The sequence below is a fragment of the Arthrobacter sp. 2RAF6 genome (assembly GCF_052115205.1).
Taxonomy (GTDB): domain Bacteria; phylum Actinomycetota; class Actinomycetes; order Actinomycetales; family Micrococcaceae; genus Arthrobacter.
In genome coordinates, this window is record NZ_JBFRGF010000019.1 from 16,673 (window position 1) to 40,438 (window position 23,766).

Annotated in this window: 22 protein-coding genes and 2 tRNA genes; 13 read left to right on the plus strand and 11 right to left on the minus strand. The window is 61.3% G+C overall.

All coding sequences use genetic code 11. The features are described from left to right. Nucleotides 1-370 precede the first annotated feature (370 nt). The 9 genes from AB4Z38_RS14310 to rpmH form a co-directional block, all read right to left on the minus strand. Nucleotides 371-544 (minus strand): hypothetical protein, encoded by a 174-nt coding sequence (locus AB4Z38_RS14310; RefSeq protein ID WP_441430329.1) that lies wholly within the window; start codon nucleotides 542-544, stop codon nucleotides 371-373. Nucleotides 545-1,745: 1,201 nt separating this feature from the next. Next, the gene (locus AB4Z38_RS14315) at nucleotides 1,746-2,933 is read right to left on the minus strand and encodes a ParB/RepB/Spo0J family partition protein (RefSeq protein ID WP_441430330.1); all 1,188 of its coding nucleotides are present in this window, start codon (nucleotides 2,931-2,933) and stop codon (nucleotides 1,746-1,748) included. A 67-nt stretch (nucleotides 2,934-3,000) separates the two neighbouring features. Continuing rightward, a complete protein-coding gene (locus tag AB4Z38_RS14320) occupies nucleotides 3,001-4,056 on the minus strand; it encodes a ParA family protein (protein WP_441430331.1) in 1,056 nt (351 codons plus the stop codon). A gap of 86 nt (nucleotides 4,057-4,142) precedes the next feature. Then, a complete protein-coding gene (gene rsmG, locus AB4Z38_RS14325; protein ID WP_441430332.1) occupies nucleotides 4,143-4,793 on the minus strand; it encodes a 16S rRNA (guanine(527)-N(7))-methyltransferase RsmG in 651 nt (216 codons plus the stop codon). Nucleotides 4,794-4,799: 6 nt separating this feature from the next. Beyond that, entirely contained in the window at nucleotides 4,800-5,375 is a 576-nt protein-coding gene (locus tag AB4Z38_RS14330) for a Jag family protein (protein WP_441430333.1), read from the minus strand. Continuing rightward, nucleotides 5,375-6,349 carry a membrane protein insertase YidC gene (gene yidC, locus AB4Z38_RS14335; protein WP_441430334.1) on the minus strand — a complete coding sequence of 325 codons (975 nt, stop codon included), beginning with the start codon at nucleotides 6,347-6,349 and terminating at the stop codon, nucleotides 5,375-5,377. The genes AB4Z38_RS14330 and yidC overlap by 1 nt, the downstream gene beginning before the upstream one ends. Nucleotides 6,350-6,366: 17 nt before the next feature. Continuing rightward, nucleotides 6,367-6,765: a membrane protein insertion efficiency factor YidD gene (gene yidD / locus AB4Z38_RS14340; protein WP_441430335.1), complete on the minus strand. Its 399-nt coding sequence runs from the start codon at nucleotides 6,763-6,765 to the stop codon at nucleotides 6,367-6,369. Next, the gene (gene rnpA, locus AB4Z38_RS14345; RefSeq protein WP_078107069.1) at nucleotides 6,758-7,165 is read right to left on the minus strand and encodes a ribonuclease P protein component; all 408 of its coding nucleotides are present in this window, start codon (nucleotides 7,163-7,165) and stop codon (nucleotides 6,758-6,760) included. Before rnpA ends, yidD begins: the two co-directional genes overlap by 8 nt. Nucleotides 7,166-7,205: 40 nt before the next feature. After that, entirely contained in the window at nucleotides 7,206-7,343 is a 138-nt protein-coding gene (gene rpmH, locus AB4Z38_RS14350; RefSeq protein ID WP_011776797.1) for a 50S ribosomal protein L34, read from the minus strand. Between the two features lie 457 nt (nucleotides 7,344-7,800). Here rpmH and dnaA point away from each other — a divergent pair, with 457 nt between their 5' ends. From dnaA to AB4Z38_RS14410, 12 genes are all read left to right on the plus strand, one after another. After that, nucleotides 7,801-9,222 (plus strand): chromosomal replication initiator protein DnaA, encoded by a 1,422-nt coding sequence (dnaA, locus tag AB4Z38_RS14355; RefSeq protein WP_441430336.1) that lies wholly within the window; start codon nucleotides 7,801-7,803, stop codon nucleotides 9,220-9,222. Between the two features lie 535 nt (nucleotides 9,223-9,757). Beyond that, entirely contained in the window at nucleotides 9,758-10,882 is a 1,125-nt protein-coding gene (dnaN, locus tag AB4Z38_RS14360) for a DNA polymerase III subunit beta (RefSeq protein ID WP_441430337.1), read from the plus strand. An 18-nt stretch (nucleotides 10,883-10,900) separates the two neighbouring features. Next, nucleotides 10,901-11,860, plus strand: a complete 960-nt coding sequence (gene gnd, locus AB4Z38_RS14365) for a phosphogluconate dehydrogenase (NAD(+)-dependent, decarboxylating) (protein WP_441430338.1) — start codon at nucleotides 10,901-10,903, stop codon at nucleotides 11,858-11,860. A 23-nt stretch (nucleotides 11,861-11,883) separates the two neighbouring features. Continuing rightward, nucleotides 11,884-13,077 carry a DNA replication/repair protein RecF gene (gene recF / locus AB4Z38_RS14370; protein WP_441430339.1) on the plus strand — a complete coding sequence of 398 codons (1,194 nt, stop codon included), beginning with the start codon at nucleotides 11,884-11,886 and terminating at the stop codon, nucleotides 13,075-13,077. Next, nucleotides 13,064-13,618, plus strand: a complete 555-nt coding sequence (locus AB4Z38_RS14375; RefSeq protein ID WP_234752970.1) for a DUF721 domain-containing protein — start codon at nucleotides 13,064-13,066, stop codon at nucleotides 13,616-13,618. The genes recF and AB4Z38_RS14375 overlap by 14 nt, the downstream gene beginning before the upstream one ends. Before the next feature lie 397 nt (nucleotides 13,619-14,015). Further along, nucleotides 14,016-16,091 (plus strand): DNA topoisomerase (ATP-hydrolyzing) subunit B, encoded by a 2,076-nt coding sequence (gene gyrB / locus AB4Z38_RS14380; protein ID WP_441430340.1) that lies wholly within the window; start codon nucleotides 14,016-14,018, stop codon nucleotides 16,089-16,091. A 63-nt stretch (nucleotides 16,092-16,154) separates the two neighbouring features. Continuing rightward, the gene (gyrA, locus tag AB4Z38_RS14385; protein WP_441430341.1) at nucleotides 16,155-18,890 is read left to right on the plus strand and encodes a DNA gyrase subunit A; all 2,736 of its coding nucleotides are present in this window, start codon (nucleotides 16,155-16,157) and stop codon (nucleotides 18,888-18,890) included. Beyond that, nucleotides 18,887-19,561, plus strand: a complete 675-nt coding sequence (locus AB4Z38_RS14390; RefSeq protein ID WP_441430342.1) for a DUF3566 domain-containing protein — start codon at nucleotides 18,887-18,889, stop codon at nucleotides 19,559-19,561. Before gyrA ends, AB4Z38_RS14390 begins: the two co-directional genes overlap by 4 nt. 113 nt (nucleotides 19,562-19,674) lie before the next feature. Further along, nucleotides 19,675-19,748 (plus strand) — tRNA-Ile (locus AB4Z38_RS14395). 57 nt (nucleotides 19,749-19,805) lie between these two features. Further along, a complete protein-coding gene (locus AB4Z38_RS14400) occupies nucleotides 19,806-19,922 on the plus strand; it encodes a DLW-39 family protein (protein WP_234752975.1) in 117 nt (38 codons plus the stop codon). 72 nt (nucleotides 19,923-19,994) lie between these two features. Further along, a tRNA-Ala gene (locus AB4Z38_RS14405) sits at nucleotides 19,995-20,070 on the plus strand. Between the two features lie 67 nt (nucleotides 20,071-20,137). Continuing rightward, nucleotides 20,138-21,046: a DMT family transporter gene (locus AB4Z38_RS14410; RefSeq protein WP_441430343.1), complete on the plus strand. Its 909-nt coding sequence runs from the start codon at nucleotides 20,138-20,140 to the stop codon at nucleotides 21,044-21,046. A 15-nt stretch (nucleotides 21,047-21,061) separates the two neighbouring features. On the opposite strand, the gene AB4Z38_RS14415 is transcribed toward AB4Z38_RS14410, so the two are convergent. Together AB4Z38_RS14415 and AB4Z38_RS14420 are read right to left on the minus strand one after the other, a co-directional pair. Then, nucleotides 21,062-21,946 carry a glycosyltransferase gene (locus AB4Z38_RS14415; protein ID WP_441430344.1) on the minus strand — a complete coding sequence of 295 codons (885 nt, stop codon included), beginning with the start codon at nucleotides 21,944-21,946 and terminating at the stop codon, nucleotides 21,062-21,064. Between the two features lie 122 nt (nucleotides 21,947-22,068). Continuing rightward, nucleotides 22,069-23,049: a hypothetical protein gene (locus tag AB4Z38_RS14420; protein ID WP_441430345.1), complete on the minus strand. Its 981-nt coding sequence runs from the start codon at nucleotides 23,047-23,049 to the stop codon at nucleotides 22,069-22,071. A gap of 153 nt (nucleotides 23,050-23,202) precedes the next feature. Between AB4Z38_RS14420 and AB4Z38_RS14425 the strand changes: the two genes are divergently transcribed. Beyond that, complete coding sequence (locus AB4Z38_RS14425; RefSeq protein WP_441430346.1) at nucleotides 23,203-23,745, plus strand: peptidylprolyl isomerase; 543 nt, start codon at nucleotides 23,203-23,205, stop codon at nucleotides 23,743-23,745. The last annotated feature ends 21 nt before the right edge of the window (nucleotides 23,746-23,766 follow it).

The following is a 23,766-nucleotide window of genomic DNA, read 5'->3' on the forward strand; positions in this document are numbered from 1 at the left end:
CAATCAATAACAGTCCCGGAACACGACAGCAACAAGGCCGCGCGATCAGCAACCACTCCACCAAACCCCACCTAGCCGCGGGTAGCTCCCGCCCCTGGTCGTTCCCAGCGGTCGCCATCAGCTCGTGGTTATGTCCGGATCCAGACGCGCCCAGAACACCGCCTAACGCACGCCGCACTCCAGTCTTGCGGATCAGACCCTGCAGAGACCTCGAGCAACGGCCAGAACGGGACGCGGGTAGACGATGGCTGGACCCGTCCCCAATAGGAGCCAATTCCTCGACAAGGAGTCTCAGCGGACACTCTATTCTCAGTGTCCTAGAAGGCCGAGCAGGAAAGCTTCGTGTCCTGCTGCATTCAGCGAGCTACTCCTAACGCCAAGCGTGCTCGGCCAGACTGCCAAACAGGATCAGGGTGATAATGATGAGTTCGACGCTCAGGAGGGAGAAGTGCCAAGGCATGGCCGAGCACATCGCTACTCTCGGCAACTTTCCTCCGGTGCCCCAACCGAAGACGCCGCGTCCCTTGAGCGGCCTCAAGCGCATGCCCGATTGCCTGAGATCCCCTTCTAAACGCTAAGTGGACAGAAACGGGCCGAGAGACTCTCGGCATCTCAGCCGTCTCATTGAGGCGGATCGCCAATCAATCACTCCGTACTGCGAGTCAACTACCAAATATCGAAGCCAATGCGCCTGGGTAAATCCCCGGCCCAGCCTGCAATGCACTGTTCCACGTGAAACAAACCTGGCCGACTGTCCATCTCATCGCGACTGCCAGACAACGTGACTGGCTTCCCAGGAACAAGTCTGATCAAGGCCTGCGGGCACACACGGCCGACGCACCCAACGCAGCCGGGCCAGCTGTTTCACGTGAAACATCTGCATCTCCACAACGCACGGGATGCACACTGGCTCGCTCCGCCCAGCATGTTCGGCCTATCACGCCGGCGCTGACCGAAATCGAGTCCAAAGTCTGAAGCCGTGGTGCGAGGTGTGAGTTGAACGTTCTTCAGATGGTGCCCGCTGACCCGCTTTCGTCGGCACGAGACACAAGAGGGGGAGTGGAACAGATCCGGACACCGAAAACCAGATCGCCTCAGGACGGCGGATGCGTGTGTTCACAACGAAGAATCCGTCGAGACTCCCAGCCACGCTCGTCCGTAGGAGATCCGGCCGAACGCCATTTGAAAGCGGACGAGTCCTGTTATCCACGTGAATCGCGAAGAGATGTGCTCGCAGAAAAGGCTGGCGGCCCGGACCTGACGCCCAGGGGAACTCGAAGTTGCCTGTCACGGAGGCACATTTAAGCCGCTCCGACGGAAGCGTTTGAGACGGCATTCAACTGTTCGTCCGCCGAAAAGGCATCCAAACCGGCCCACCGCATCGGCCAATGAGAAGCCAAACTCCTATATTCTTCCGCGCCAATCCCTGTTCGTTTCACGTGAAACACATGACTGACAACACGTAGTGGAGCTGCTCGCCGCAACGGAGACGTCAGGGGTAAGCGTGCAGGACTGCTGCACGCACGGCGGAAGGGCCTCAAACCGACCACGCTTGCGGTACAAGAAAGCTACTCAGAAAGCTACTCTCGGCCATCGACAGCCCAGGCGCACCGTTATGGCGCTCCTTCCACGATGAACCCTGGCAACAGCACCAACTGGTTTCCGTACACCCCTCGAGCACCCCTTAAATGAAAATGGAGTCTGCCTCATCAGAAGCAAACCCCAATTCCGCCGGACTCGAGCGACTAGCCTTCATCCCCGGGCGACAAGACATCCATGATGCGGTTCAGATCCTCGACGCTTGCAAACTCAATACTGACTCGACCCTTTCGAGCACCCAGGGTGATCTTGACGTTGGTGTCCAGCCGATCGGAAAGAGAAGACGCAAGGTAGTCGAGGCGCTCATGGCGCGCATTGGGGCGCGGGATGCTGTTCTTAGGCGGCACCGTAGGATCCTGGTACAACGCGACTGCTTCCTCCGTGGCCCGTACGGACATCCCTTCGGAGACAATCTTCTGCGCGAGGCGCTCCATTGCGGCTGCGTCTGGAAGAGCGAGCAGGGCACGAGCATGGCCGGCCGAGAGCACGCTGGCCGCAACGCGTCGCTGAACGAGGGGAGGAAGCTTGAGGAGGCGAAGGGTGTTGGACACCTGCGGCCGCGACCGTCCAATCCGATCGGCCAGCTGCTCGTGGGTGGTACCGAAGTCCTCCAGAAGCTGTTGGTAGGCAGCCGCTTCTTCCAGAGGGTTTAGTTGGCTGCGGTGGAGGTTCTCCAGCAAAGCATCGCGCAGGAGGTCGTCATCATTGGTGTCGCGAACAATCGCGGGAATGGTTTCGAGCCCGGCGGCCTGTACGGCCCTCCATCGCCGTTCACCCATCACCAGTTCGTACGGTTCTCCACCCTTTTCGGTTGAAGTACGTACAACAATTGGCTGGAGGACGCCTATTTCCTTGACGGAGTGAACCAGTTCCGCCATGTCGTCCTCATCGAAGACGCTGCGCGGTTGCTTGCGGTTGGGATGAATATCCCCGACCGGGATTTCGGCGAAGCGCGCCCCGGGAACCTCGACTAGTTGGACCTGGGGCGATTCCGCGGGAAGCGACTCAGAAAGAACATCATCGGCAGCAATCTCGGCAGGTTCAGACGCGGCCTGTTCTTCACCGGCGGTGACATTCGCAGCGGGCGACTTCGCAGCAGGAGTCTTTGCCGCCGTCGTACTCTTGGACGAAGAGCCTCGCGAAGGCGAGCTTTTCGCTACCTCGGTCTCAGGCACTTCAGGGGTATCCACCGTCTCCGGGGCCTTGCGCGCCTCGGGGAAGAAGAGGTCCACAGGACGGGACGTCGGAACGCCACTGCCCGTTGCACCAGCCGAAGCGGAGCTGGGAATGAGAGCCCCAAGACCCCTACCCAGGCCTCGTCGCTTTTCGCTCATTAGTATGTCCCTCCGGTGGAATGGCAAGAATAGAGCCCGCCAAGGATATTGCAGTGATTAAGGAAGTCTAGCGCTCGGCGATTTCCGCGGCGGCTTCCATGTAGGACAACGCGCCGCTGGATGACGGATCGTAGGTCATCACCGTCTGTTGGTAGCTCGGAGCTTCCGAGATTCGCACGGAGCGAGGAACCACGGCACCGAGAACTTGCTCCGGGAAATGTTGACGGACTTCGGAAGCCACCTGCGCGGCCAGGTTCGTGCGGCCGTCGTACATGGTGAGGAGAATCGTGGAAACGACCAGATCAGCATTGAGGTGCTTCTGGATCATTTCGATGTTCTTAAGGAGCTGGCTCAGGCCTTCCAATGCGTAGTACTCACACTGGATCGGGATGAGGACCTCGCTGGCCGCGCAGAAGGCGTTGACGGTCAGCAGGCCCAGGCTGGGCGGGCAGTCGATGAAGATGAAGTCCAGGCGACCTTCACCGTTCTTTGCACGTTCCTTCGAATACACATCGATTGCACGGCGCAGGCGCTGCTCGCGTGCCACGAGGGAAACCAGTTCAATTTCAGCGCCCGCCAGGTGAATAGTTGCCGGCGCGCAGATGAGATTGGGAATATCAGGGCAAGGAGCCACGACGTCACGCAATGGAAGGTCGTTGATCAGCACATCGTAGATACTGTCGACGTCGGCGTGGTGCTCAATGCCGAGAGCGGTGGATGCATTTCCTTGGGGATCGATGTCGATCACCAGGACATTGAGTCCGGCGGAAGCCAAAGCGGCCGCAATATTGACCGTCGTGGTCGTCTTTCCGACGCCGCCCTTTTGATTGGACACAGTAAATATCCGGGTCTTCTCCGGCTTAGGAAGCTCGCGTCCCACGAGCCGTTCGCGACGTCTGGTCTCGTTGGCGAGCTGGCGCGCAATAGGGCTGGAGTCGTCGATGGAGTCCATGACATTGTCATGTCCGACAATCAGGGTTTCACGTGAAACAGCGGCGTTCGCAACCGAATTCGTGCGCATCAGCGCAGATTCAAAGGACGCCGAGGGTGCAGCCATGGCCCGGGCCGACCCCAAGGAAATAAATGGCGGGATCCGCTGGGTGGAGGTTTCGCTACTGCCCACTGTCACACTCTCACTCTCATTCGGCTCTAGCTGCCGTTCTCTAGCTTAACCGCTCAGTTGCGGACACGCGGGACACAGCGCCGAAGCTAAGCGATCTTCCGCTGTTTGTTAACGACGATCCTGACCACTGTGGTGGGTTCTTCCAAGAGCTCTTGCCCGCAAACTACGACTGACGTTTCCACGCCGCCGAGCCTGCGGATGACTTTCGCTGCTTGCTCAATCTCCTCGGCAGCACTGCGGCCCTTGATAGCCACCACTTCACCCTTGCCGTTAAGCAAGGGAATGGTCAAGCCAGCGAGCTTGGACAAGGCTGACACAGCCCGGGCCGTGACAACGTCGGCGTCGACCATTCCCACTGCGAGCTCGGCCCGGGTGCGCATGACGGTGACATTGCCCAGCTCGAGGTCGTCCACCACTTCCTGAAGCCAAATGACGCGTCGCTCCAGGGGTTCGATCAGCGTGAGTTCAAGATCGGGACGTGCAATCGCCAGGCACAAGCCGGGAAGCCCCGCCCCGGAACCTACGTCTGCAACGTGGCTTCCGTGGGCAATCGCCGACTCGATGACTGCGCAATTGAGAACGTGCCGGGTCCACAGGCGGGGTACCTCGCGCGGGCCGATCAGCCCGCGCTCGGTTCCTGACGTCGCCAGATGTTCTACGTACCGCTGGGCGAGACCAAGCCGGTCACCGAAAATCTTCTCTGCCGCCTGCAATTCGGCTGCCGTAATTTCAACCATGATCCGTTAGTCGGCCGAAACCACGATGTGGCGGCCGCCGCCTTCGCCCTCGGACTCGGAGACAAAGCCAAGGTCCGCAACAGCGTCGTGCACAATCTTGCGTTCGTACGCGCTCATAGGTTCAAGTGCCACAGGGGCTCCGGTCTCCTTGACCTTCGCGACGGCGTCTTCGGCAATCTGCTGCAGATCGCCGGCACGTTCCTTGCGGTAACCGTTGATGTCGAGCACCAGGCGGGACCGGTTCTCAGTCGCCGACAGGACGGACAGACGAGCGAGTTCCTGGAGGGCTTCGAGCACTTCACCGTCACGGCCTACCAGGCTCTCAAGCCCCTCGGAGTCGTCTTCGGCCGCGATGGAGATGTAGGTGCGGCCGTTGCGGATCTCAATGTCGATGTCGCCGTCGATGTCGGCAATGTCGAGGAGTTCCTCAAGGTAGTCTGCGGCGACGTCCCCCTCTTCCTCGAGGCGGCTCACGGAAGTGCCCTTGCCGGCAGCAGCGCCCTCTTCGGAAGTTTCTTCTGTGGCTTCTACCAGTTCCTCGGCGGCAGCGGCCGTTGCCTCTTCGGTGCTTTCAACAGACATTACTTCTTCTTCCTGTTCTTACGTTGTGGCTGGATGCGCTGCTGTGCCTTGACCTCGACGGCGGCCACCTCGGCAGCGACGTCTGCGTCCTTCTTACCGCCCAGCAGGGGGTGGGAAGGCAAGCCCTTGGCTGCGCGACGCTCAGCAAGCGCCTTCGCCGCGGGGGAACCCGGAGTCGGCATGCGGCGGATGACAAAGAACTGCTGGCCCATGGTCCACAAGTTGGTGGTGGTCCAGTAGATGAGCACGCCGATCGGGAAGTTGATGCCACCCACACCGAAAACGAGCGGCAGGATGTAGAGCATCATCTTCTGCTGGCGCATGAACGGGCTGGCCATTGCCTCTTCGGACATGTTCTTGGCCATGATCTGCTTCTGCGTGATGAACTGCGACGCCGTCATGGCCAGGATCATCACGATGGAGAGGATCCACACAACCGTCTGGTCGGTACCTGCAGGGCCGCCGTGAAGCAGGGACGCGGAAAGGGGGGCGCCAAAGATGCTGGATTCGTCGAACTGCACAACCTGCTCGTGGCTCAGGGCTCCAATACCCTGGCCGGCCTGGCGGGCCTGGGTGATACCGGAAAGCACCTGGAACAGCGCGAAGAAGAACGGCATCTGGATCAACATGGGCAAACAAGCGGAGAACGGGTTGGTGCCGTGCTTCTTGTACAGCGCCATCTGTTCCTGCGCCATCGCCTGGCGGGAGAGCTGGTCGGTCTTGCCCTTGTACTTCGCCTGCATCTTCTTCAGGTCAGGCTGAAGCAGCTGCATGCCTCGCTGTGCCTTGATTTGCTTGACGAAGACAGGGATCAGGGCAGCACGGATCACCAGCACCAAGCCGATGATGGACAGCGTCCAGGTCCAGCCGTTCTCCGGCGGCAGGCCGATGAAACTCAGCCCGTCGTGGAACCCCAGCATGATCGCGGACACTAGCCACTTGAACGGGGCCAGAATTGTTCCAAAGATGTCCATACGTTTTCCCTATTTCCTCAGGCCGCTGTGCGGCGACCGTCTTCATCAGACCACACAGCCAGGAACTGGTCCGGGTTGTTCAGTACAACAATTGTGGGCGTCTGGCCTTCGGGCCAGTGACGATGTCCGGCGGGGACGTGGTCCACACCGCCGGCGTTCCAGGGGTGGCAACGCGCAAGGCGCCGCACTGCGAGCCAACTTCCCTTGACGGCACCATGCACCGTCACCGCTTCGAGGGCATACGCCGAGCAGGAAGGGAAGAATCGGCACACCTGGCCGTACAAGGGAGAGATGATCCTGCGATACGTCTTCAGCAAGATGATGAGGAAGTTGCGCGGCAGCTCCCACAAAAATTTTCCGAGGATCTTCGGAGCGACTCTAAAGAAGCGGACGACGGCGGAGCTCAGCTCATGCACGCGGTGTCCCTTCCGTTGTGGTGCCCTGGGTGGGCGAAACAACTCGCGGAGAGGATCCGCCGAGCCGTTTCGTGGTTGCCGCCAAGGCGGCGTTGTAATCCGTCAGCAGCTGGTCCCAGCTCGCCGTCGCAGCCGCGGGCAACGCCCGAACCACAACAGCAAGACCCGTGCCATGCCTATTCAAAGACAAAGCACCTGCTTCTCTCAGTCTCCTCTTAACGAGGTTCCTGGTCACAGCGTTCCCGACAGCTTTGGAAACGATGAAGCCGATGCGGCTCGGTTCTCCGGCACCGATAGGTGCCGTATATAACACTAAGTTCCGGCGTCCATTGCGGACGCCGGAACGTACAGTTGTTGAAAAGTCGGTAGAAGTCCGCAGACGGTTACGGGTGGCTAGCACCTATTGACTCGCTTGGAAGGCTGACCGACGAGTCAGTTATTTAGGCCGACAGTTCGACGCGGCCCTTGCCACGACGGGCGGCCAAGATGGCACGGCCGGCACGGGTGCGCATACGAAGGCGGAAGCCATGCTTCTTGGCCCGACGGCGGTTATTCGGCTGAAAAGTCCGCTTGCTCACGTTAGTTACTCCAGTGGATCAAAGGTGCGCCCACCCGATCAAAAGGGGAAGAACTGGCCGACGCTAAGTTTATTGAGTATCCGCCGCCGCCCAACGCCGGATTTACCGGAGGTGCGGGTGATCAAAAAGCGGACACATAGGACTTCACAACGTTAGGGCAAAAAGACCCCCCAGGTCAAACCGGGAGCCGCGGAGCCCGCTATCCCCAGCTGTGGCTAAGTACCCCCGCCGGCCTGTGGATGAAGTGGCTCACAGACCCCGTTTCAGAACCACAACGGTGTAATTATCCACAAGCTTCTTCCCAGCTATCTTCTGGAGTTTCCATCCCCTAGAGTGTCTCAGTAGCCGATTATCCACGGACTGTGCATAACCCTGTGGATTCGGTTCGGAATCCACTCATGGTTTGGACCTTCGGCTGCCGCAATTCAGGCAAGCAAGCACTCGAGGGAACCAATTGATGACGGTAGACGAAGCCAACCACGCCAACACGGTCGGAAGTTCCTGGCGGCGGGTGCTGAGCCTGCTGGAACAAGACGATCGCGTCACACCCCGGCAGCGCGGTTTCGTTATCCTTGCCCAGGCGCAGGGCCTGATCGGCTCCACCCTCTTGGTGGCCGTACCCAACGAGCTGACCCGCGAGGTCCTCCAGACGCAGGTCAAGGAAGCCCTCGATGACGCCCTCCGCAGCGTCTTTTCCGACGACATCCGGTGCGCAATCGACGTCGACACGGATCTGGTTCCCATCCACGAAGAGCCGGCCCCCGCCGTCGAACTCTCTTCCGCGAACGACCTGGCCGTGGAACTGAAGCCACAGCCCACCCCGCCGAGTACTTCGCACGAATTCGGCCGACTCAACCCGAAGTACGTCTTTGACACCTTCGTGATCGGTTCGTCCAACCGATTCGCCCATGCTGCCGCCGTCGCGGTCGCGGAAGCACCGGCCAAGGCCTATAATCCGCTGTTCATCTACGGTGATTCCGGGCTCGGCAAGACGCACTTGCTGCACGCGATCGGCCACTACGCCCGCCGGCTCTACAGCGGCATCCGGGTGCGATATGTGAATTCCGAAGAGTTCACCAACGACTTCATCAACTCCATCCGCGACGACGAAGGCGCCAGCTTCAAGACCACGTACCGCAACGTCGACGTGCTCCTGATTGACGACATCCAGTTCCTGGCGGGCAAGGACCGGACGCTCGAGGAGTTCTTCCACACCTTCAATGCCCTGCACAACAACAACAAGCAGGTGGTCATCACCTCGGACCTCCCGCCGAAGCAGCTGGCCGGGTTCGAAGACCGCATGAAGTCCCGTTTCGAATGGGGCCTGCTGACCGATATCCAGCCGCCGGAACTCGAAACCCGCATTGCGATCCTCCGCAAGAAGGCCCAGAGCGAGGGATTGTCCGCACCCGACGACGCCTTGGAATACATCGCTTCCAAGATCTCCAGCAACATCCGCGAGCTCGAAGGCGCCCTGATCCGCGTCACCGCGTTCGCCAGCCTCAACCGCCAGCCCGTCGATGTGGCCCTCGCCGAAATGGTGCTGAAGGACCTGATCACCGACGACGGCGCCCAGGAGATCACGGCCGACCAGATCCTGAAACAGACGGCCGAGTACTTCAAGCTGAGCATGGAAGAGCTTTGCAGCAAGTCCCGAACGCGCACCTTGGTGACCGCGCGGCAGATCGCCATGTACCTGTGCCGCGAGCTCACGGACATGTCCCTGCCGAAGATCGGCCAGGAGCTTGGCGGCCGCGACCACACCACAGTGATCCACGCAGACCGCAAGATTCGCGAACTGATGGCCGAGCGCCGTGTGATCTACAACCAGGTGACTGAGTTAACCAACCGCATCAAGCAGCAACAACGCGATTCCTGAGTCACTCCCTCGAGGTACTACATACCTTATTAACAGGCGCATGTGGATAAGCCTGTGGATACTTAAGGGGACAAGCGTGGTTAATGGGCTTAAAACCCTTAAGCCGTCTGTGGATCGTTGAAAACGGCCCTGGGGGTTATCCACGTCCACACCCTGTTTAAAACCCCTGTCGCCCACATATCGTGAACAGGGCTTAACCGCGGAACTACGGCTCCAGGGGAGGTTATCCACAGTTTCCACAGGGGTTATTAACACTACTAATCCCAAAAAAATGAATTCCCTCAAATAACAATCTCCTTTCGCCCACCCATCGACGCAGCCCGTGGCTGCTTCGAACCACAGGCCAGCAGGCCGGGGATGGGTTAATGCCCGAAGTTCCGGCTAAGCTGTCTGCATCGCGTCCATCCTTGGCGCTGCTTTGTAGTTCGCCCACTGCGGACACTGCAGCTTTCGGGTTCCGGGCGCCGGATTTCGGGGCTCCTGGGGGAGTTTCCGGTGGAACACTGGCAGCAGCAATGAAAGGCGGCACCCTTCCGTGAAGTTCAGAGTCGAGCGGGATGTCCTGGCAGAAGCCGTCACATGGACAGCCCGGTCCTTGTCTCCGCGGCCGCCCGTCCCGGTACTCTCAGGTCTCCTGCTCAAGGCAGAAGCCGGAACAGTGAGTCTCTCGAGCTTTGACTATGAGACCTCCGCCCGTCTCGAGATTCCAGCTGACATCACAACCGAAGGAACCATCCTGGTTTCCGGGCGCCTTTTGGCCGATATCTGCCGCAGCCTCCCCTCGGCTCCTGTCGAAATCGAAACCGATGGCAGCAAGGTCACCCTCACGTGCCGTCGAAGCAGCTTCCATCTCGCCACCATGCCGGAGTCCGAATACCCGCCGCTTCCGGCGCTTCCCGCCATCAGCGGAACCTTGCCCGGCGACGCCTTCGCCCAGGCCGTTTCACAGGTCATCATCGCGGCCAGCAGGGACGACACCTTGCCGATCCTCACCGGTGTCCGGATGGAGATCGAGGATGACATGATCACCCTCCTCGCCACGGACCGATACCGCCTCGCCATGCGCGAAGTACCGTGGAAGCCCGTCACCCCGGGAATTTCCACGAGTGCCCTGGTGAAATCCAAGACCCTCAACGAGGTAGCCAAGACCCTCGGTGGCAGCGGCGACATCCATCTCGCCCTCGCCGATGACGACAGCCGACTGATTGGCTTCGAAAGCGGCGGGCGTACCACCACTTCCTTGCTCGTCGACGGCGACTACCCCAAGATTCGGTCCTTGTTCCCGGATTCCACGCCGATCCACGCAACGGTCCAAACGCAGGAACTCGTTGAAGCCGTTCGCCGCGTGTCCTTGGTCGCCGAACGAAACACCCCGGTTCGCCTGGCGTTCACCCAGGGCCAGCTGAACCTCGACGCCGGTACCGGCGAAGACGCGCAGGCATCCGAGGAACTGGAAGCCCAGCTCAGCGGTGAAGACATCACGGTGGCCTTCAACCCGCATTACCTCGTGGAAGGCCTGAGTGTGATCGAGACCAAGTTCGTGCGCTTCTCCTTCACCACGGCGCCCAAACCGGCCATGATCACCGCCCAGGTTGACGCCGAAGGCGACGACAAGGGCGACTACCGCTACCTCGTAATGCCCGTCCGCCTCCCCAACTAGCTAGCAGTTGATGTCGTTTTGGGGGCCCAGAACGACAACAAATGCGAGTCAGTTGGGACAACACAACAACCAACGCAGAAAAGAGTTCACACCGTGCATATCGGACTGATCGGCCTTGGAAAAATGGGTTTCAACATGCGCGAACGCATGCGCAAAGGTGGAATCGAAGTCACTGGTTTCGACCGCAATCAGGAGATCGCCGACGTCGCGTCCGTTGATGAACTGATCGCTGCCCTTCCGACGCCGCGCTTGGTCTGGGTCATGGTTCCTTCCGGCGACATCACCGATGCCGTGATCAGCGAACTCGGCGAGAAGCTTTCTGCCGGTGACATGGTGATCGACGGCGGCAACTCACGCTTCACCGAAGACCAGAAACACGCGGCTTTCCTGGCGTCCAAGGACATCCGCTTCGCCGATTGCGGTGTTTCGGGCGGCGTCTGGGGCCTGCAGAACGGCTACGGACTCATGGCAGGCGGCGCGGACGAGGACATTGAACTCGCCATGCCGGTATTCGACGCGCTCCGTCCCGAAGGCGATCGTGCCGACAGCTTCGTCCACGTGGGCGGCGTGGGAGCGGGCCACTACGCCAAGATGGTCCACAACGGGATCGAATACGGTTTGATGCAGGCCTACGCCGAAGGCTATGAGCTGCTCGCGGCCAAGGACATCATCAAGGACCTTCCCGGCACCTTCCGTGCCTGGCAAAAAGGCACGGTCGTCCGTTCCTGGCTCCTGGACCTCATGGTCAAAGCCTTGGACGAAGATCCGGGCCTGGCCTCCATCGGGGACTACGTCGAGGACTCCGGCGAAGGCCGATGGACCGTTGAAGAAGCCATTGCCAACGCGATCCCCGCACCGGCAATCACCGCTGCACTCTTCGCCCGATTCTCCTCCCGCGAGGACAACTCGCCGGCCATGAAGATGGTGTCAGCGCTGCGCAACCAGTTCGGCGGACACGCCACCCGTCCGGCCAACTAGGCCCCGGTCGACCAGCAGTACGCGTGTACATCGAAGATCTTTCGCTGACCGATTTCCGCAGCTACGCGCAGGTTGACCTCAAGCTCGGCCCCGGTGTCACGGTCCTGGTGGGGTCCAACGGCATCGGCAAGACGAACCTCATGGAAGCCATCGGATACCTGGCCACCCTGAGTTCACACCGCGTGAGCACGGATGCGCCGCTCCTGCGCTTCGGCACGGATCGCGCGTTGATCCGGGCGAAGCTCGTCCGTGGGGAACAATCGACGGTGGTCGAGCTCGAAATCAATGCCGGCCGTGCCAACCGTGGCCGGATCAACCGTGGAAATCCTGTACGCGCCCGAGACATCCTGGGCATTTGCCAGACGGTGCTTTTCGCCCCTGAGGACCTTGCCTTGGTCAAGGGTGATCCTTCCAATCGCCGTCGATTCCTCGACGAACTGCTGGTCAGCCTCATGCCGGTGCACGCGGCGACCCGCAGCGACTATGACCGCGTGCTCAAACAGCGCAACGCCTTGCTGAAATCGGCCCGTACCGGAAAATTCACCCCGGGCCACGAGGCAACGCTCGATGTTTGGGATCAGCACATGGCGCGGGCCGGTGCGGAACTCCTGCATGCACGGCTGGAACTCGTGGAGCGGCTCCGACCACATCTCATGAGCGCTTACGCGCAACTGACGGATGGATCCAAGGAGGCGGGCGCGGTCTACCGCTCCACCATTCAAGGGGTTTTGGACGACGACGGCGGTCCCGCCGAGCGGCTCGCTGAAGGTTCGGACGGGGTTGAGGACCTCCGCTTGCTGTCCGTGGATCAACTCACTGAGCGCTATGTCCAGGCCTTCGCTGCCTCGCGCCGCAAAGAGTTGGAACGCGGGATTTCCCTGGTCGGACCCCACCGCGACGAACTGGAACTGGTTCTGGGCCAAGCCCCGGCCAAGGGGTATGCCTCCCATGGCGAGACTTGGTCCATGTGCCTCTCCCTGCGCTTGGCCTCGTACTACGTCATGCTCGATGACACCCGTACCGGCGGTTCCGCCCCGATCCTCATCCTCGACGATGTGTTCGCCGAACTGGACGTGCAGCGCAGGCGTAAACTGGCTGCAATAGTGGCCGGCGCCGAGCAGGTTTTGGTGACGGCCGCCGTCGACGCTGATATTCCCGAGGAATTGGCGGGGCGCCGCGTGAAGGTTGTGCCCGGAGGCATTGATGGAGAAGGATAGCCCCGGCGGACGCCAGCCGGGCAGGGACCCTGACGAGATCGACGCTGCCCAATCAGCTTTGAATCGGATGCGCGAAGCGGCCGCCGCGCGGGGCGAAATCCGCCGCGCTGCCCCGCGGACGGGCGCCGCTCCTAAACGCAAGGGCGTCCGCGACACCCGTGGATTCAGCCAATTCCACGGCACTGGCCGGGATCCGCTTGGCTTGGGAAAAGTCGTCGGGAGGCTCGTGGCCGAACGGGGCTGGACGTCTCCAGTGGCCGTTGGCTCCGTGATGGCCGAGTGGGATGCCTTGGTGGGGCCGGAGATTTCCGCGCATTGCACTCCGGAGAGCTTCACCGACACCACGCTGCATGTCCGCTGCGATTCCACCGCGTGGGCAACGCAGCTCAGGCTCCTGAGCACCAGCCTCCTGGACATGTTCCGAAGGGAACTCGGAGACGGAGTGGTGACCTCCATTCAAGTGCTCGCGCCCACCGCACCGAGCTGGCGCAAGGGCGGCCGAAGCGTCAATGGGCGGGGCCCCAGGGATACCTACGGGTAACTTCCTTGGCACCCGCGTCAGCGGATTTGCTTGAACGGCGCACAGGGGCGAGAAACCTCCCCGGACCGTACAGCTCCCTAGAGGGTGCTGTTTTGGCGGCTTGCAGATGGGGCCAGCGGCCTCCCAGAGCTAGTTTCCTGAGCATAAGGGCCGGGTTTTGCAAGGAACTGCGCTCAGTCACGATAGAATCGGCATAGACAACTGGGCGCCGGTGAACGTTGATTGGCTCCGCTGAACAGCACTTGTAGAAGCGGATCCGCCATTGACGAAGTAGCCGGCGTTAGCAGTGACGTCCCTGTTGGCGGCTGCCGTATCCCTGTGGTGTGTCCTGGCGGACGTGCTTCCTTGGTGCGGTGACGGCTGGCGACCATCGAACACGGAGGAGTCGAAAGCGCCTGTGGCTAACGACAATGCAGAGACCTTGGCAGTAGATCCCGCGAAGGAGAACGCCCATAAGCCTGACACACCCTCGGGGTCCAAGGAGTACGGTGCGAGCGACATCACCGTTCTTGAGGGTCTCGAAGCAGTGCGCAAGCGCCCGGGTATGTACATCGGATCCACAGGCCCTCGCGGCCTTCACCACTTGGTGTACGAAGTGGTGGACAACTCGGTGGACGAAGCCCTTGCCGGGTACTGCAGCCACATTGAAGTGACTCTCCAGGCCGACGGCGGCGTCAAGGTCGTGGACGATGGCCGTGGGATTCCGGTGGATATGCACCCCACGGAAAAGAAGCCGACCGTCGAAGTTGTCATGACGATCCTGCACGCGGGTGGCAAGTTCGGGGGCAGCGGCTACGCCGTATCCGGTGGCCTCCACGGCGTCGGTATTTCCGTTGTCAACGCACTTTCGCGCAGGGTCGACACCGAGGTGCGTCGCCAGGGCCACGTTTGGCGGATGACTTTCGCCGACGGCGGTAAGCCACAGGGTGGACTCGTCCAGGGCGAAGCAACGGACCAGACCGGAACGTCCCAGACGTTCTACCCGGACGGCACCATCTTCGAGAGCACCGATTTCGATTTTGAAACCCTCCGCGCCCGATTCCAGCAGATGGCCTTCCTCAACAAGGGCCTGCGCATCACCCTCACGGATGAGCGCCCCGTTGCAGGAGCAGGCGACGATGACCTGGATCTTGACGCAGTTGTCACCGACGGCGAAGTGGCGGCAGAACACCGGACGGTGGTCTACCAGTACGACGACGGTCTGCTCGACTACGTGAAGCACCTGAACTCGAACAAGAAGGTGGACGTCGTCCACGAGGACGTCATCGCCTTCGAAACCGAAGACACTGAGCGGCACATCGCCGTCGAGGTCGCGATGCAGTGGACCACGGCCTATTCCGAGAGCGTGCACACTTACGCCAACACCATCAACACGCACGAGGGCGGCACCCACGAAGAAGGTTTCCGTGCGGCGATGACCTCACTCATCAACCGCTACGCGCGCGAGAAGACCATCATCAAGGAAAAGGAAGACAACCTCACCGGTGACGACATCCGGGAGGGCCTCACAGCCGTCATCTCGGTGAAGTTGTCTGAACCCCAGTTCGAGGGCCAGACCAAGACCAAACTGGGTAACTCCGAGGTCAAGGGCTTCGTCCAACGGGTGGTCACCGACCAGCTTGGCGACTGGTTGGAACGAAACCCCGGCCCGGCCCGCGACGTCATCCGCAAGGCTGTCCAGGCGGCCCAAGCCCGTATGGCCGCCCGCAAGGCACGCGACAACGCACGTCGCAAGAGTCCCCTGGAATCTTTCGGGATGCCGGGCAAGCTGTCCGACTGCTCCTCAAAGGACCCAGCGCGCTGCGAGGTCTACCTCGTAGAGGGTGACTCCGCCGGCGGTTCGGCCAAGCGCGGACGCAACCCCGAGACCCAGGCCATCCTGCCGCTGCGCGGCAAGATCCTCAACGTGGAGCGCGCACGCCTGGACAAAGCCCTCGGCAACAACGAAGTCCAGTCCATGATCACGGCCTTCGGAACGGGGATCGGCGAGGACTTCGACATCTCCAAGCTGCGGTACCACAAGATCGTCCTGATGGCCGATGCCGACGTGGACGGCCAGCACATCACCACGCTGCTCATGACGTTGCTTTTCCGCTACATGCGTCCGCTGATCGAGAACGGCTACGTCTACTTGGCCCAGCCGCCGCTGTACCGCATCAAGTGGTCGAACGCACCACATGACTACGTCTACAGCGACCGTGAACGTGACGCCAAGCTGGTCTCCGGCCAGGCCGCCGGCCGCCGGATCCCCAAGGACAACGGCATCCAGCGCTACAAGGGCCTCGGCGAAATGGACTACACCGAACTCTGGGACACCACCATGGACCCGGACCACCGTACGCTCCTGCAAGTCACCATGGACGATGCCCTGGCGGCGGACCAGACCTTCTCCGTACTGATGGGTGAGGACGTGGAATCGCGCCGGAACTTCATTCAGCAGAACGCCAAGGACGTCAGGTTCCTGGATATCTAGAGACTTCAAAGCCCCTATGAATATTCCAGTACTGACATATACCTGAAACGGAAATCATAAACTATGAGTGAAGAAACACCCGAGGTTCCCGCCGAGTCGGCAGGCATTACAGAACCCGTACTTGAGGGCGATGTGCTGACCGACCGCGTAGACCAGGTGGACCTGCAGACGGAAATGCAGCGTTCGTACCTGGACTACGCCATGGCGGTTATCGTTGGCCGCGCGCTTCCGGACGTCCGCGACGGCCTGAAGCCCGTCCACCGCCGAGTGCTCTATGCGATGTTCGACGGCGGCTACCGCCCGGACCGCTCCTTCAACAAATGCGCCCGCGTGGTGGGCGAGGTCATGGGCCAGTACCACCCGCACGGTGACACCGCGATCTACGATGCCCTGGTCCGCCTCATCCAGGACTGGACGATGCGCTATCCGCTGGCGCTCGGCCAGGGCAACTTCGGTTCCCCGGGCAACGACGGCGCTGCGGCTCCGCGATACACCGAAACCAAGATGGCCCAGCTGGCCATGGAAATGGTCCGCGACATCGACGAGGAAACCGTCGACTTCCAGGACAACTACGACGGCAAGAACCAGGAACCCACCATCCTGCCGGCGCGTTTCCCCAACCTGCTGGTCAACGGTTCCTCCGGTATCGCCGTCGGCATGGCCACCAATATCCCGCCGCACAACCTCCGCGAAGTGGCCGACGGCGTGCAGTGGTATCTGGCCAACCCCACGGCCAGCCGCGAAGAGCTGCTTGAGGCGTTGCTCGTCCGCATCAAGGGTCCGGACTTCCCGACCGGTGCAACCATCCTCGGCCACAAGGGCATCGAGGACGCGTACCGGACAGGCCGCGGCTCCATCACCATGCGCGCCGTGGTGAACGTCGAGGAACTCCAAGGCCGCACATGCCTGGTGGTCACCGAACTTCCCTACCAGGCAAACCCGGACAACCTGGCCATCAAGATCGCCGAACTGGTCAAGGACGGCAAGATCCAGGGCATCGCGGACCTCCGCGACGAGACGTCCGGCCGTACCGGACAACGACTGGTGATCGTGCTCAAGCGCGATGCCGTGGCCAAGGTGGTGCTCAACAACCTCTACAAGCACACCCAGCTGCAGGACAATTTCGGCGCCAACATGCTCGCGATCGTCGACGGCGTACCCCGCACGCTGAGCCTGGACGCCTTCATCCGGCATTGGGTGGCCCACCAGGTGAGCGTCATTGTCCGGCGGACCCGCTACCGCCTCCGCAAGGCAGAGGAAGAGGCGCACATCCTGCGCGCGCTTCTCAAAGCCCTGGACATGCTGGATGAGGTCATCGCGCTCATTCGGGCCTCCAACACCACCGAGGCCGCCCGCGATGGCCTGATGGGGCTGCTGGACATCGACGAGCTCCAGGCCCGCGCCATCCTCGACATGCAGCTCCGCCGGCTTGCCGCGTTGGAACGGCAGAAGATCCAGGACAGGCACTCCGAACTTGAGGCCATGATTACGGAGTTCAACTCGATCCTGGCCTCCGAGCAGCGCCAGCGCGACATCATCAGCCAGGAACTGGCCGAGATCGTGGCCAAGCATGGTGATGACCGGCGCACCCACATCCTCATGGGCTTCGACGGTGACATGTCGATGGAAGACCTCATCCCCGAGGAAGAAGTGGTGGTCACCATCACCCGCGGCGGATACGTCAAGCGCACCCGCAGCGACAACTACCGTTCGCAGCAGCGAGGCGGCAAGGGCGTCAAGGGTGCCCAGCTTCGCGGAGACGATGTCGTGGAGCACTTCTTCGTCACAACAACGCACCACTGGTTGCTGTTCTTCACCAACCTGGGCCGCGTGTACCGGGCCAAGGCGTACGAGCTTGCCGAGGCCGGCCGTGACGCCAAGGGACAACACGTGGCAAACCTGTTGGCCTTCCAGCCGGACGAGCACATCGCCCAGGTCCTGGACTTGCGCGACTATGAGCAGGCCCCGTACTTGGTGCTCGCCACCAAGAACGGCCTCGTGAAGAAGACGCGCCTGGAAGACTACGACACCAACCGCACGGCCGGCGTGATCGCCATCAACCTTCGGGATGAGGACGAGCTTGTCTCGGCGCAGCTTGTGTCCGAAACCGACGATCTCCTCTTGGTTTCCCGCAAGGGCCAGTCGATCCGCTTCACGGCGACTGACGAGGCACTACGTCCCATGGGGCGTGCCACCTCGGGTGTGACCGGCATGAAGTTCCGCGAAGACGACGAACTCCTCGCGGCCGACGTCGTCCAGGATGGCTCGTTCGTGTTCGTGGTGACCGAAGGCGGGTACGCCAAGCGCACCGCCGTCGAGGAGTACCGGCTCCAGGGCCGTGGCGGCCTCGGCATCAAAGTGGCGAAGCTCCAGGAGGAGCGAGGCGACCTTGTCGGTGCGTTGATCGTCAACGAAGAAGACGAAGTTCTGGTGGTCATGGAGGGTGGCAAGATTGTCCGCTCCGCCGTGGCCGGTGTTCCTGCCAAGGGCCGTGACACCATGGGTGTCATCTTCGCGAAGCCTGACAAGAACGACCGCATCATCGAGGTGGCCCGCAACAGCGAACGCGGCCTCGAGGAGTCCGACGACGAACAGGGCGAGGGCACAGCCGACGCCTCAAGCGTCAATAGTGTCGAAAATCCTGTCGGAGGAACGTCCGGGACGGACGATGACGTAACGTTGGCTGCAAACGGCGGCGCCGATCAGGCGACCGCGACGGCCGAATCGGGATCGGCTGCAGGATCCGGTAATGGGTCCGGCGTCGAGCTGAACGAAGACAACACCGGAGGTAACGAGTGAGCAATTCGGACTCATATCCCAAGCCGAGTACGGGTGTCCCTGGAGGATTGCGGCAGCCGTCGGCGACTCCGCGGGTAGACGCACCGGCCCGTCCCCAGCAGCGCCCTGTGGCATCCGCTTCGGGTGCGGCAGGAACTGGCGCGGAAAGGGTCCCCGGTCAGCGTCCGGCCGTTCCCGGCCAGCGTCCCGCAGGAACGCAGCGTCCGGCGGGTCAGCGTCCCGCCGTGCCCGGTCAGAGGCCCGTGCAGGGCCAGCAGCGGCCCGCCCCCGGGGCTCCAGGGCTTGTGAAGCCGGCACCTAAGGCGAAGGTTCGCCGCGCCCGCCTGCTCGTCAGCAAGGTTGATCCGTGGTCTGTCCTGAAGATGGCGTTCCTGTTGTCCGTTGCCTTGGGCATCGTGACTGTGATTGCCGCAATAGTGCTCTGGACCGTTCTGGATCTCACCGGCATCTTCAACCAGGTGGACAGCCTTCTGGGCACCCTGGCAGGTTCGGAAAGTGGTGGCTTCGAACTCAAGAAGGTCGCATCGCTCGGACAGGTGGCCTCCTTCGCCACCATCATTGCCGTGGTGAACGTTGTGCTGCTGACTGCCCTGTCCATGCTGAGCGCAGTGCTTTATAACATTGCTGCAACACTCGTGGGCGGCATTGGCGTGACCCTCACCGACGACTGACGAAAACGGTCGGAATTTGGGGGAAACTGCTGGAAAACGGCGGTGAAAATACCTCGATTTGAGATCGGGCCGGGATGTGCTGTAAAGTCATGTCTCGGCCCGAAGAGGTATCGGGGCGTATAGCTCAGGCGGTTAGAGCGCTTCGCTGATAACGAAGAGGTCCCAGGTTCAAGTCCTGGTACGCCCACGGAACCTGCACAGGTTTTGCTAAAGGTTCGGGAAACTGAACCGGAACGGGGTGCATGTGAAGAAGTTGCTCGTAGTTGCAGCTGCGATCGCAGGCGTCCTGCTCTACAGGAAAGTGCAGGAATCCGAAGCCCGGAAAACAGTCTGGAGCAAGGCAACCGACACGGTTGACTAGCAAAGGCGCCCGGTCTGGAGATGGTGAAAACCATCGACGGAACTAGGGTAGTATGGATGGGTTGCTTCTTATGGGGGCATGGCGCAATTGGTAGCGCACCTGCTTTGCAAGCAGGGGGTTCGGGGTTCGAGTCCCCGTGCCTCCACCATAAGAAAGAGTCCCGGTCAGAAATGACCGGGACTCTTTGCGTTAAGGCGCCCCACTAAGGTTGAAATGTGAACTTCATTGTTGCTGCCTTGGGTGTTCTCGGCGTCGCATCATCCGGACCCCTCATCGCCGGAACGCTCGGAGCTACCTCCGTCACGGCACTGGCTATCGCGTTCTGGCGTAACGCAATCGCCGCCGTCGTCATGGCCTCGCCCGTCTTGATCCGCGAGCCGCGCCAGTTTCGCAAGATCACCAGCACCGAGTTCACTTGGTCCGCTGTCGCAGCAGTGGCATTGGCCTTCCACTTCGCTTGTTTCATCACGGCGCTCCAGCTCACGTCAGTCGCGGCTGCTACCGCCCTGGTGTGCCTGCAGTCTGCGTGGATCGCCGTTTTCCAGCTCCTCCGCGGCACGAGGCACCGCTGGCCGGTCCTGGTGGGCCTGGGCATCGCGCTGGGCGGCGTCGCGGCCATCACAGGCTTCGATATGGGAACCTCCCCGAAAGCCCTCCTTGGTGACATCCTGGCCCTTGCCGGAGGCGCCCTGGCCGGCCTGTATACCTTGGCCGGAGGCAAAGCCCGCCAGAGCATGAGCATTGGAACGTACACGACCCTTTGCTATGGAATCTGCGCAGCCATCGTCGCCGTGCTTGCGCTCACGGGCGGCCAGCCGCTTGTAGGGTTCGACGCCGGCGGCTGGCTGGGGATCGTGGCCATCACCGTATCCGCGCAACTGGTGGGCCACACCGCCTTCAACCATCTCCTGGCGACCATGAGCCCGCTGCTGGTGTCCATGATCATCCTGCTGGAGATTCCTGGCGCAGCCCTTCTTGCCGCCGTCTTCCTGCACGAGTCCCTGCCGGCTGGAACCTACGCGGGACTCGCCCTGATCCTGGTTGGACTCGCCGTCGTCGTCGCCGGCCAGCGGCGCGGTAAGGGCGACGCTGAGGGCAAGATTGCCGAGCTCGGTGCTGACTGAGCTGGATTCGCGCGGCTACAGGCCGCCGCGGCGGACGCCTTGGCCTGCATTGGCCGTGTGGATGGCCCGGAGAAGCTTGGCCGGGAAGTAGACGGAGAAGAACACCACCATGGGGGCCTTCAGGGCCATTTTCTTGACGTTGTGGGCCTTGTAGGTGCGGTCGAAGCGGGTCACGTAGTAGCGGTAGTCGCGAGGTGAATCCTCGAGCCGGCGGGCAGACATGCCCGAGACCATCTGCGGCCAGTACTGCACCCTGAGATCGTGGTCGGCAAGGTGCAGGGAAAGATCGATGTCCTCATGCATTTCGTCCTTTTCATCCAGGCAGGTTTCGTCGCGGATGGTTTCCCAGGCGGAACGGCGAAGGGCCATGTTGGATCCAAAAAGGAAGTGGTACTGGTGCTTCGCAAGCCGAAGCATGAGTTGGCGCATTTTGTCGTCGGCTTTGAGTCCGAATCGACGCATGGGCATGTCATAGTAGACCACCGGACCCGTGGCTGCCTGCACCGAGGGATCGGCGAACGCTTTTTGGACCTGCTCAACCCAGTCGGGTTCCACAACCGAGTCGGCATCGATCCGCCCGAGGACATCCGATGTGGCGCTATTGAGGCCAAAGTTGCGGGTGGGGATGAGTCCCTGCGCCTTGTCCTGGCTCAGCAGGATGATGGGGCTCTCCGGGTATTCCTGTTGCATTTGCTGGACGATCTGCGCTGTGCGGTCCGTGGACCTGTTGTCCACGACGATGATCTCGTCCGCAGGTACCGACTGGTAGATGGCCGCGATCAGGCATTGCCGTATGACGCTTTCCTCGTTGTACGCCGGGATGATGATTGAAACACTCGGCTTCACGGGTGCGACGGCTGCGTTGGTTGCTGCATCTACGAAAGATCTATCGGCTGGCATCACCATAAATCTAACATCAGGGCGGTGTTCCTAGAGGTAGCCTCCGGTGACAAGTGGCCAAACAATTGAAGGGATCCCGGCGAACCGGAATCCCTTCAACGTAGAGCGAATATGGCCTTTGCCTAGGCCTCGTGTTTGCCAGCTTCGTCCGTGGCCGCCTGGTCCTTGGCCGCTTCGTCCTTGTGGAGGCTGGCGGCGATGTTCTTTACCGCGGTCTTGGCGTCGGTTGCCACCTTGGCTGCGGTGTCCGTTGCGTCCTCGACGGCGTGCTTTGCCTTCTCAGCTACGGTCTCGGTTTTGTCCGCTACGTTGAGTTTCACGTCTTCGACCACGTCAGCTACCTTGGCGGCGGCTTCGTTGGCCTTGTCAGCGACCTTTTCGGCTGCCGCTGCAACCGGCACGGGTGATGGTGTTACCGGGACCGGGGTCTTCCACGGGTCCTCCACCGGGCGGCTGGCCTTCCACGCGGCGACACCGGCTGCGGCAGCTGCTGCAATAACCGTGAAGATCAGGAGGCCACGCTTTTTGGGCTTCCGGGTCTTGGCGAGTTCTTTCGAGACTGTTTTGGATGCTTCCTCGGCCGCGGCTTTCAACTGGGCCCCTGTGGCTTGTGCTTGCTCCTGCAGATTGTGAACCACTCCCGAGTCGACCAGCTTCTGGGCGACGGCGTCCACCTGCGCGGGTGCGTTCTCAAGGGCTTGGTGGACAACCTCGGAGGCTTGCCCGAGCTGCTCGGAGAGCTTAGGCAGGTACTCCTCAACAACTTTGTCCCGGGCGTGGCTGAGCGCCGGAGTGGCTTTGTTAAGGGCTTCCTGGATCTTGGGTGAGGCTTCCTCGACGACGTCGTGGATCTTCGGCGCGAGGTTCGCCAGGCCTTCCTGGAGCTTCGGCGTAACGGTTGCGACGCCGTCGGCGAGGTTGTATGCAGCTGACTTCAGGCCTTCCTGAAGCTTCGGCGAAGCGGTATCGATTCCGTGCTGGATGCGGGGAACCGCCCAGTTCACAGCTGCTTCGACGCGCGGTGTCGCCCAGTCTTTGGCATTTTCGACACCATTCACGACGGTGTGTTCAAGTTCGCGGGCAATCCGGTCCGATTTCTTCACAACTACCTCCCGATCAACATGCTCGTTTGTTGTTAGCCTACGTCGCTTGTTCGGCACCGGCTATTCATCCAGCGGATTCATGGAAGATTTCACCGAGCGCGGAACCGCCTTCTTGGCCGCCCCGGCGTTGACCCTGCGTGAAACAATGGCGATATGACCATCGCAACCGCAAAAGCAACTTTCCACACGAACCTCGGTGACATCGTGGTTGACCTCTTCGGCAACCACGCGCCCAAGACGGTCGCCAACTTCGTTGGCCTGGCCACGGGCGAAAAATCCTGGACGCACCCGGAGACTGGCGAAGACAAGACCGGTACCCCGCTGTACAACGGCACCGTTTTCCACCGCATCATCAAAGACTTCATGATCCAGGGCGGCGATCCCCTTGGTCGCGGCATCGGCGGACCGGGCTACAAGTTCGACGACGAGATCCACCCGGAACTCAACTTCAACGCCCCTTACAAGCTGGCCATGGCCAACGCCGGCGTCCAGATGGGCAAGGGCACCAACGGTTCCCAGTTCTTCATCACCACGGTCAACACCGACTGGCTTTTCGGAAAGCACTCCATCTTCGGTGAGGTTGCTGACGAAGAGTCCAAGAAGGTTGTAGACGCCATCGAGGCTGTCCGCACCGGCATGGGCGACCGCCCTGTTGAGGACGTCGTCATCAACAGCATTGACATCGTCCAGCTCTGACCCCCGGACCCTGAGCAGCAT

Excerpts from the sequence above, each read along its gene's own strand:
- AB4Z38_RS14310 (WP_441430329.1), bottom strand. The coding sequence starts at position 544 with ATGCGCTTGAGGCCGCTCAAGGGACGCGGCGTCTTCGGTTGGGGCACC.
- AB4Z38_RS14315 (WP_441430330.1), bottom strand. The coding sequence starts at position 2,933 with ATGAGCGAAAAGCGACGAGGCCTGGGTAGGGGTCTTGGGGCTCTCATT.
- rsmG (WP_441430332.1), bottom strand. The coding sequence starts at position 4,793 with ATGGTTGAAATTACGGCAGCCGAATTGCAGGCGGCAGAGAAGATTTTC.
- AB4Z38_RS14330 (WP_441430333.1), bottom strand. The coding sequence starts at position 5,375 with ATGTCTGTTGAAAGCACCGAAGAGGCAACGGCCGCTGCCGCCGAGGAA.
- yidC (WP_441430334.1), bottom strand. The coding sequence starts at position 6,349 with ATGGACATCTTTGGAACAATTCTGGCCCCGTTCAAGTGGCTAGTGTCC.
- dnaA (WP_441430336.1), top strand. The coding sequence starts at position 7,801 with ATGACGGTAGACGAAGCCAACCACGCCAACACGGTCGGAAGTTCCTGG.
- AB4Z38_RS14375 (WP_234752970.1), top strand. The coding sequence starts at position 13,064 with ATGGAGAAGGATAGCCCCGGCGGACGCCAGCCGGGCAGGGACCCTGAC.
- gyrA (WP_441430341.1), top strand. The coding sequence starts at position 16,155 with ATGAGTGAAGAAACACCCGAGGTTCCCGCCGAGTCGGCAGGCATTACA.
- AB4Z38_RS14415 (WP_441430344.1), bottom strand. The coding sequence starts at position 21,946 with ATGCCAGCCGATAGATCTTTCGTAGATGCAGCAACCAACGCAGCCGTC.
- AB4Z38_RS14425 (WP_441430346.1), top strand. The coding sequence starts at position 23,203 with ATGACCATCGCAACCGCAAAAGCAACTTTCCACACGAACCTCGGTGAC.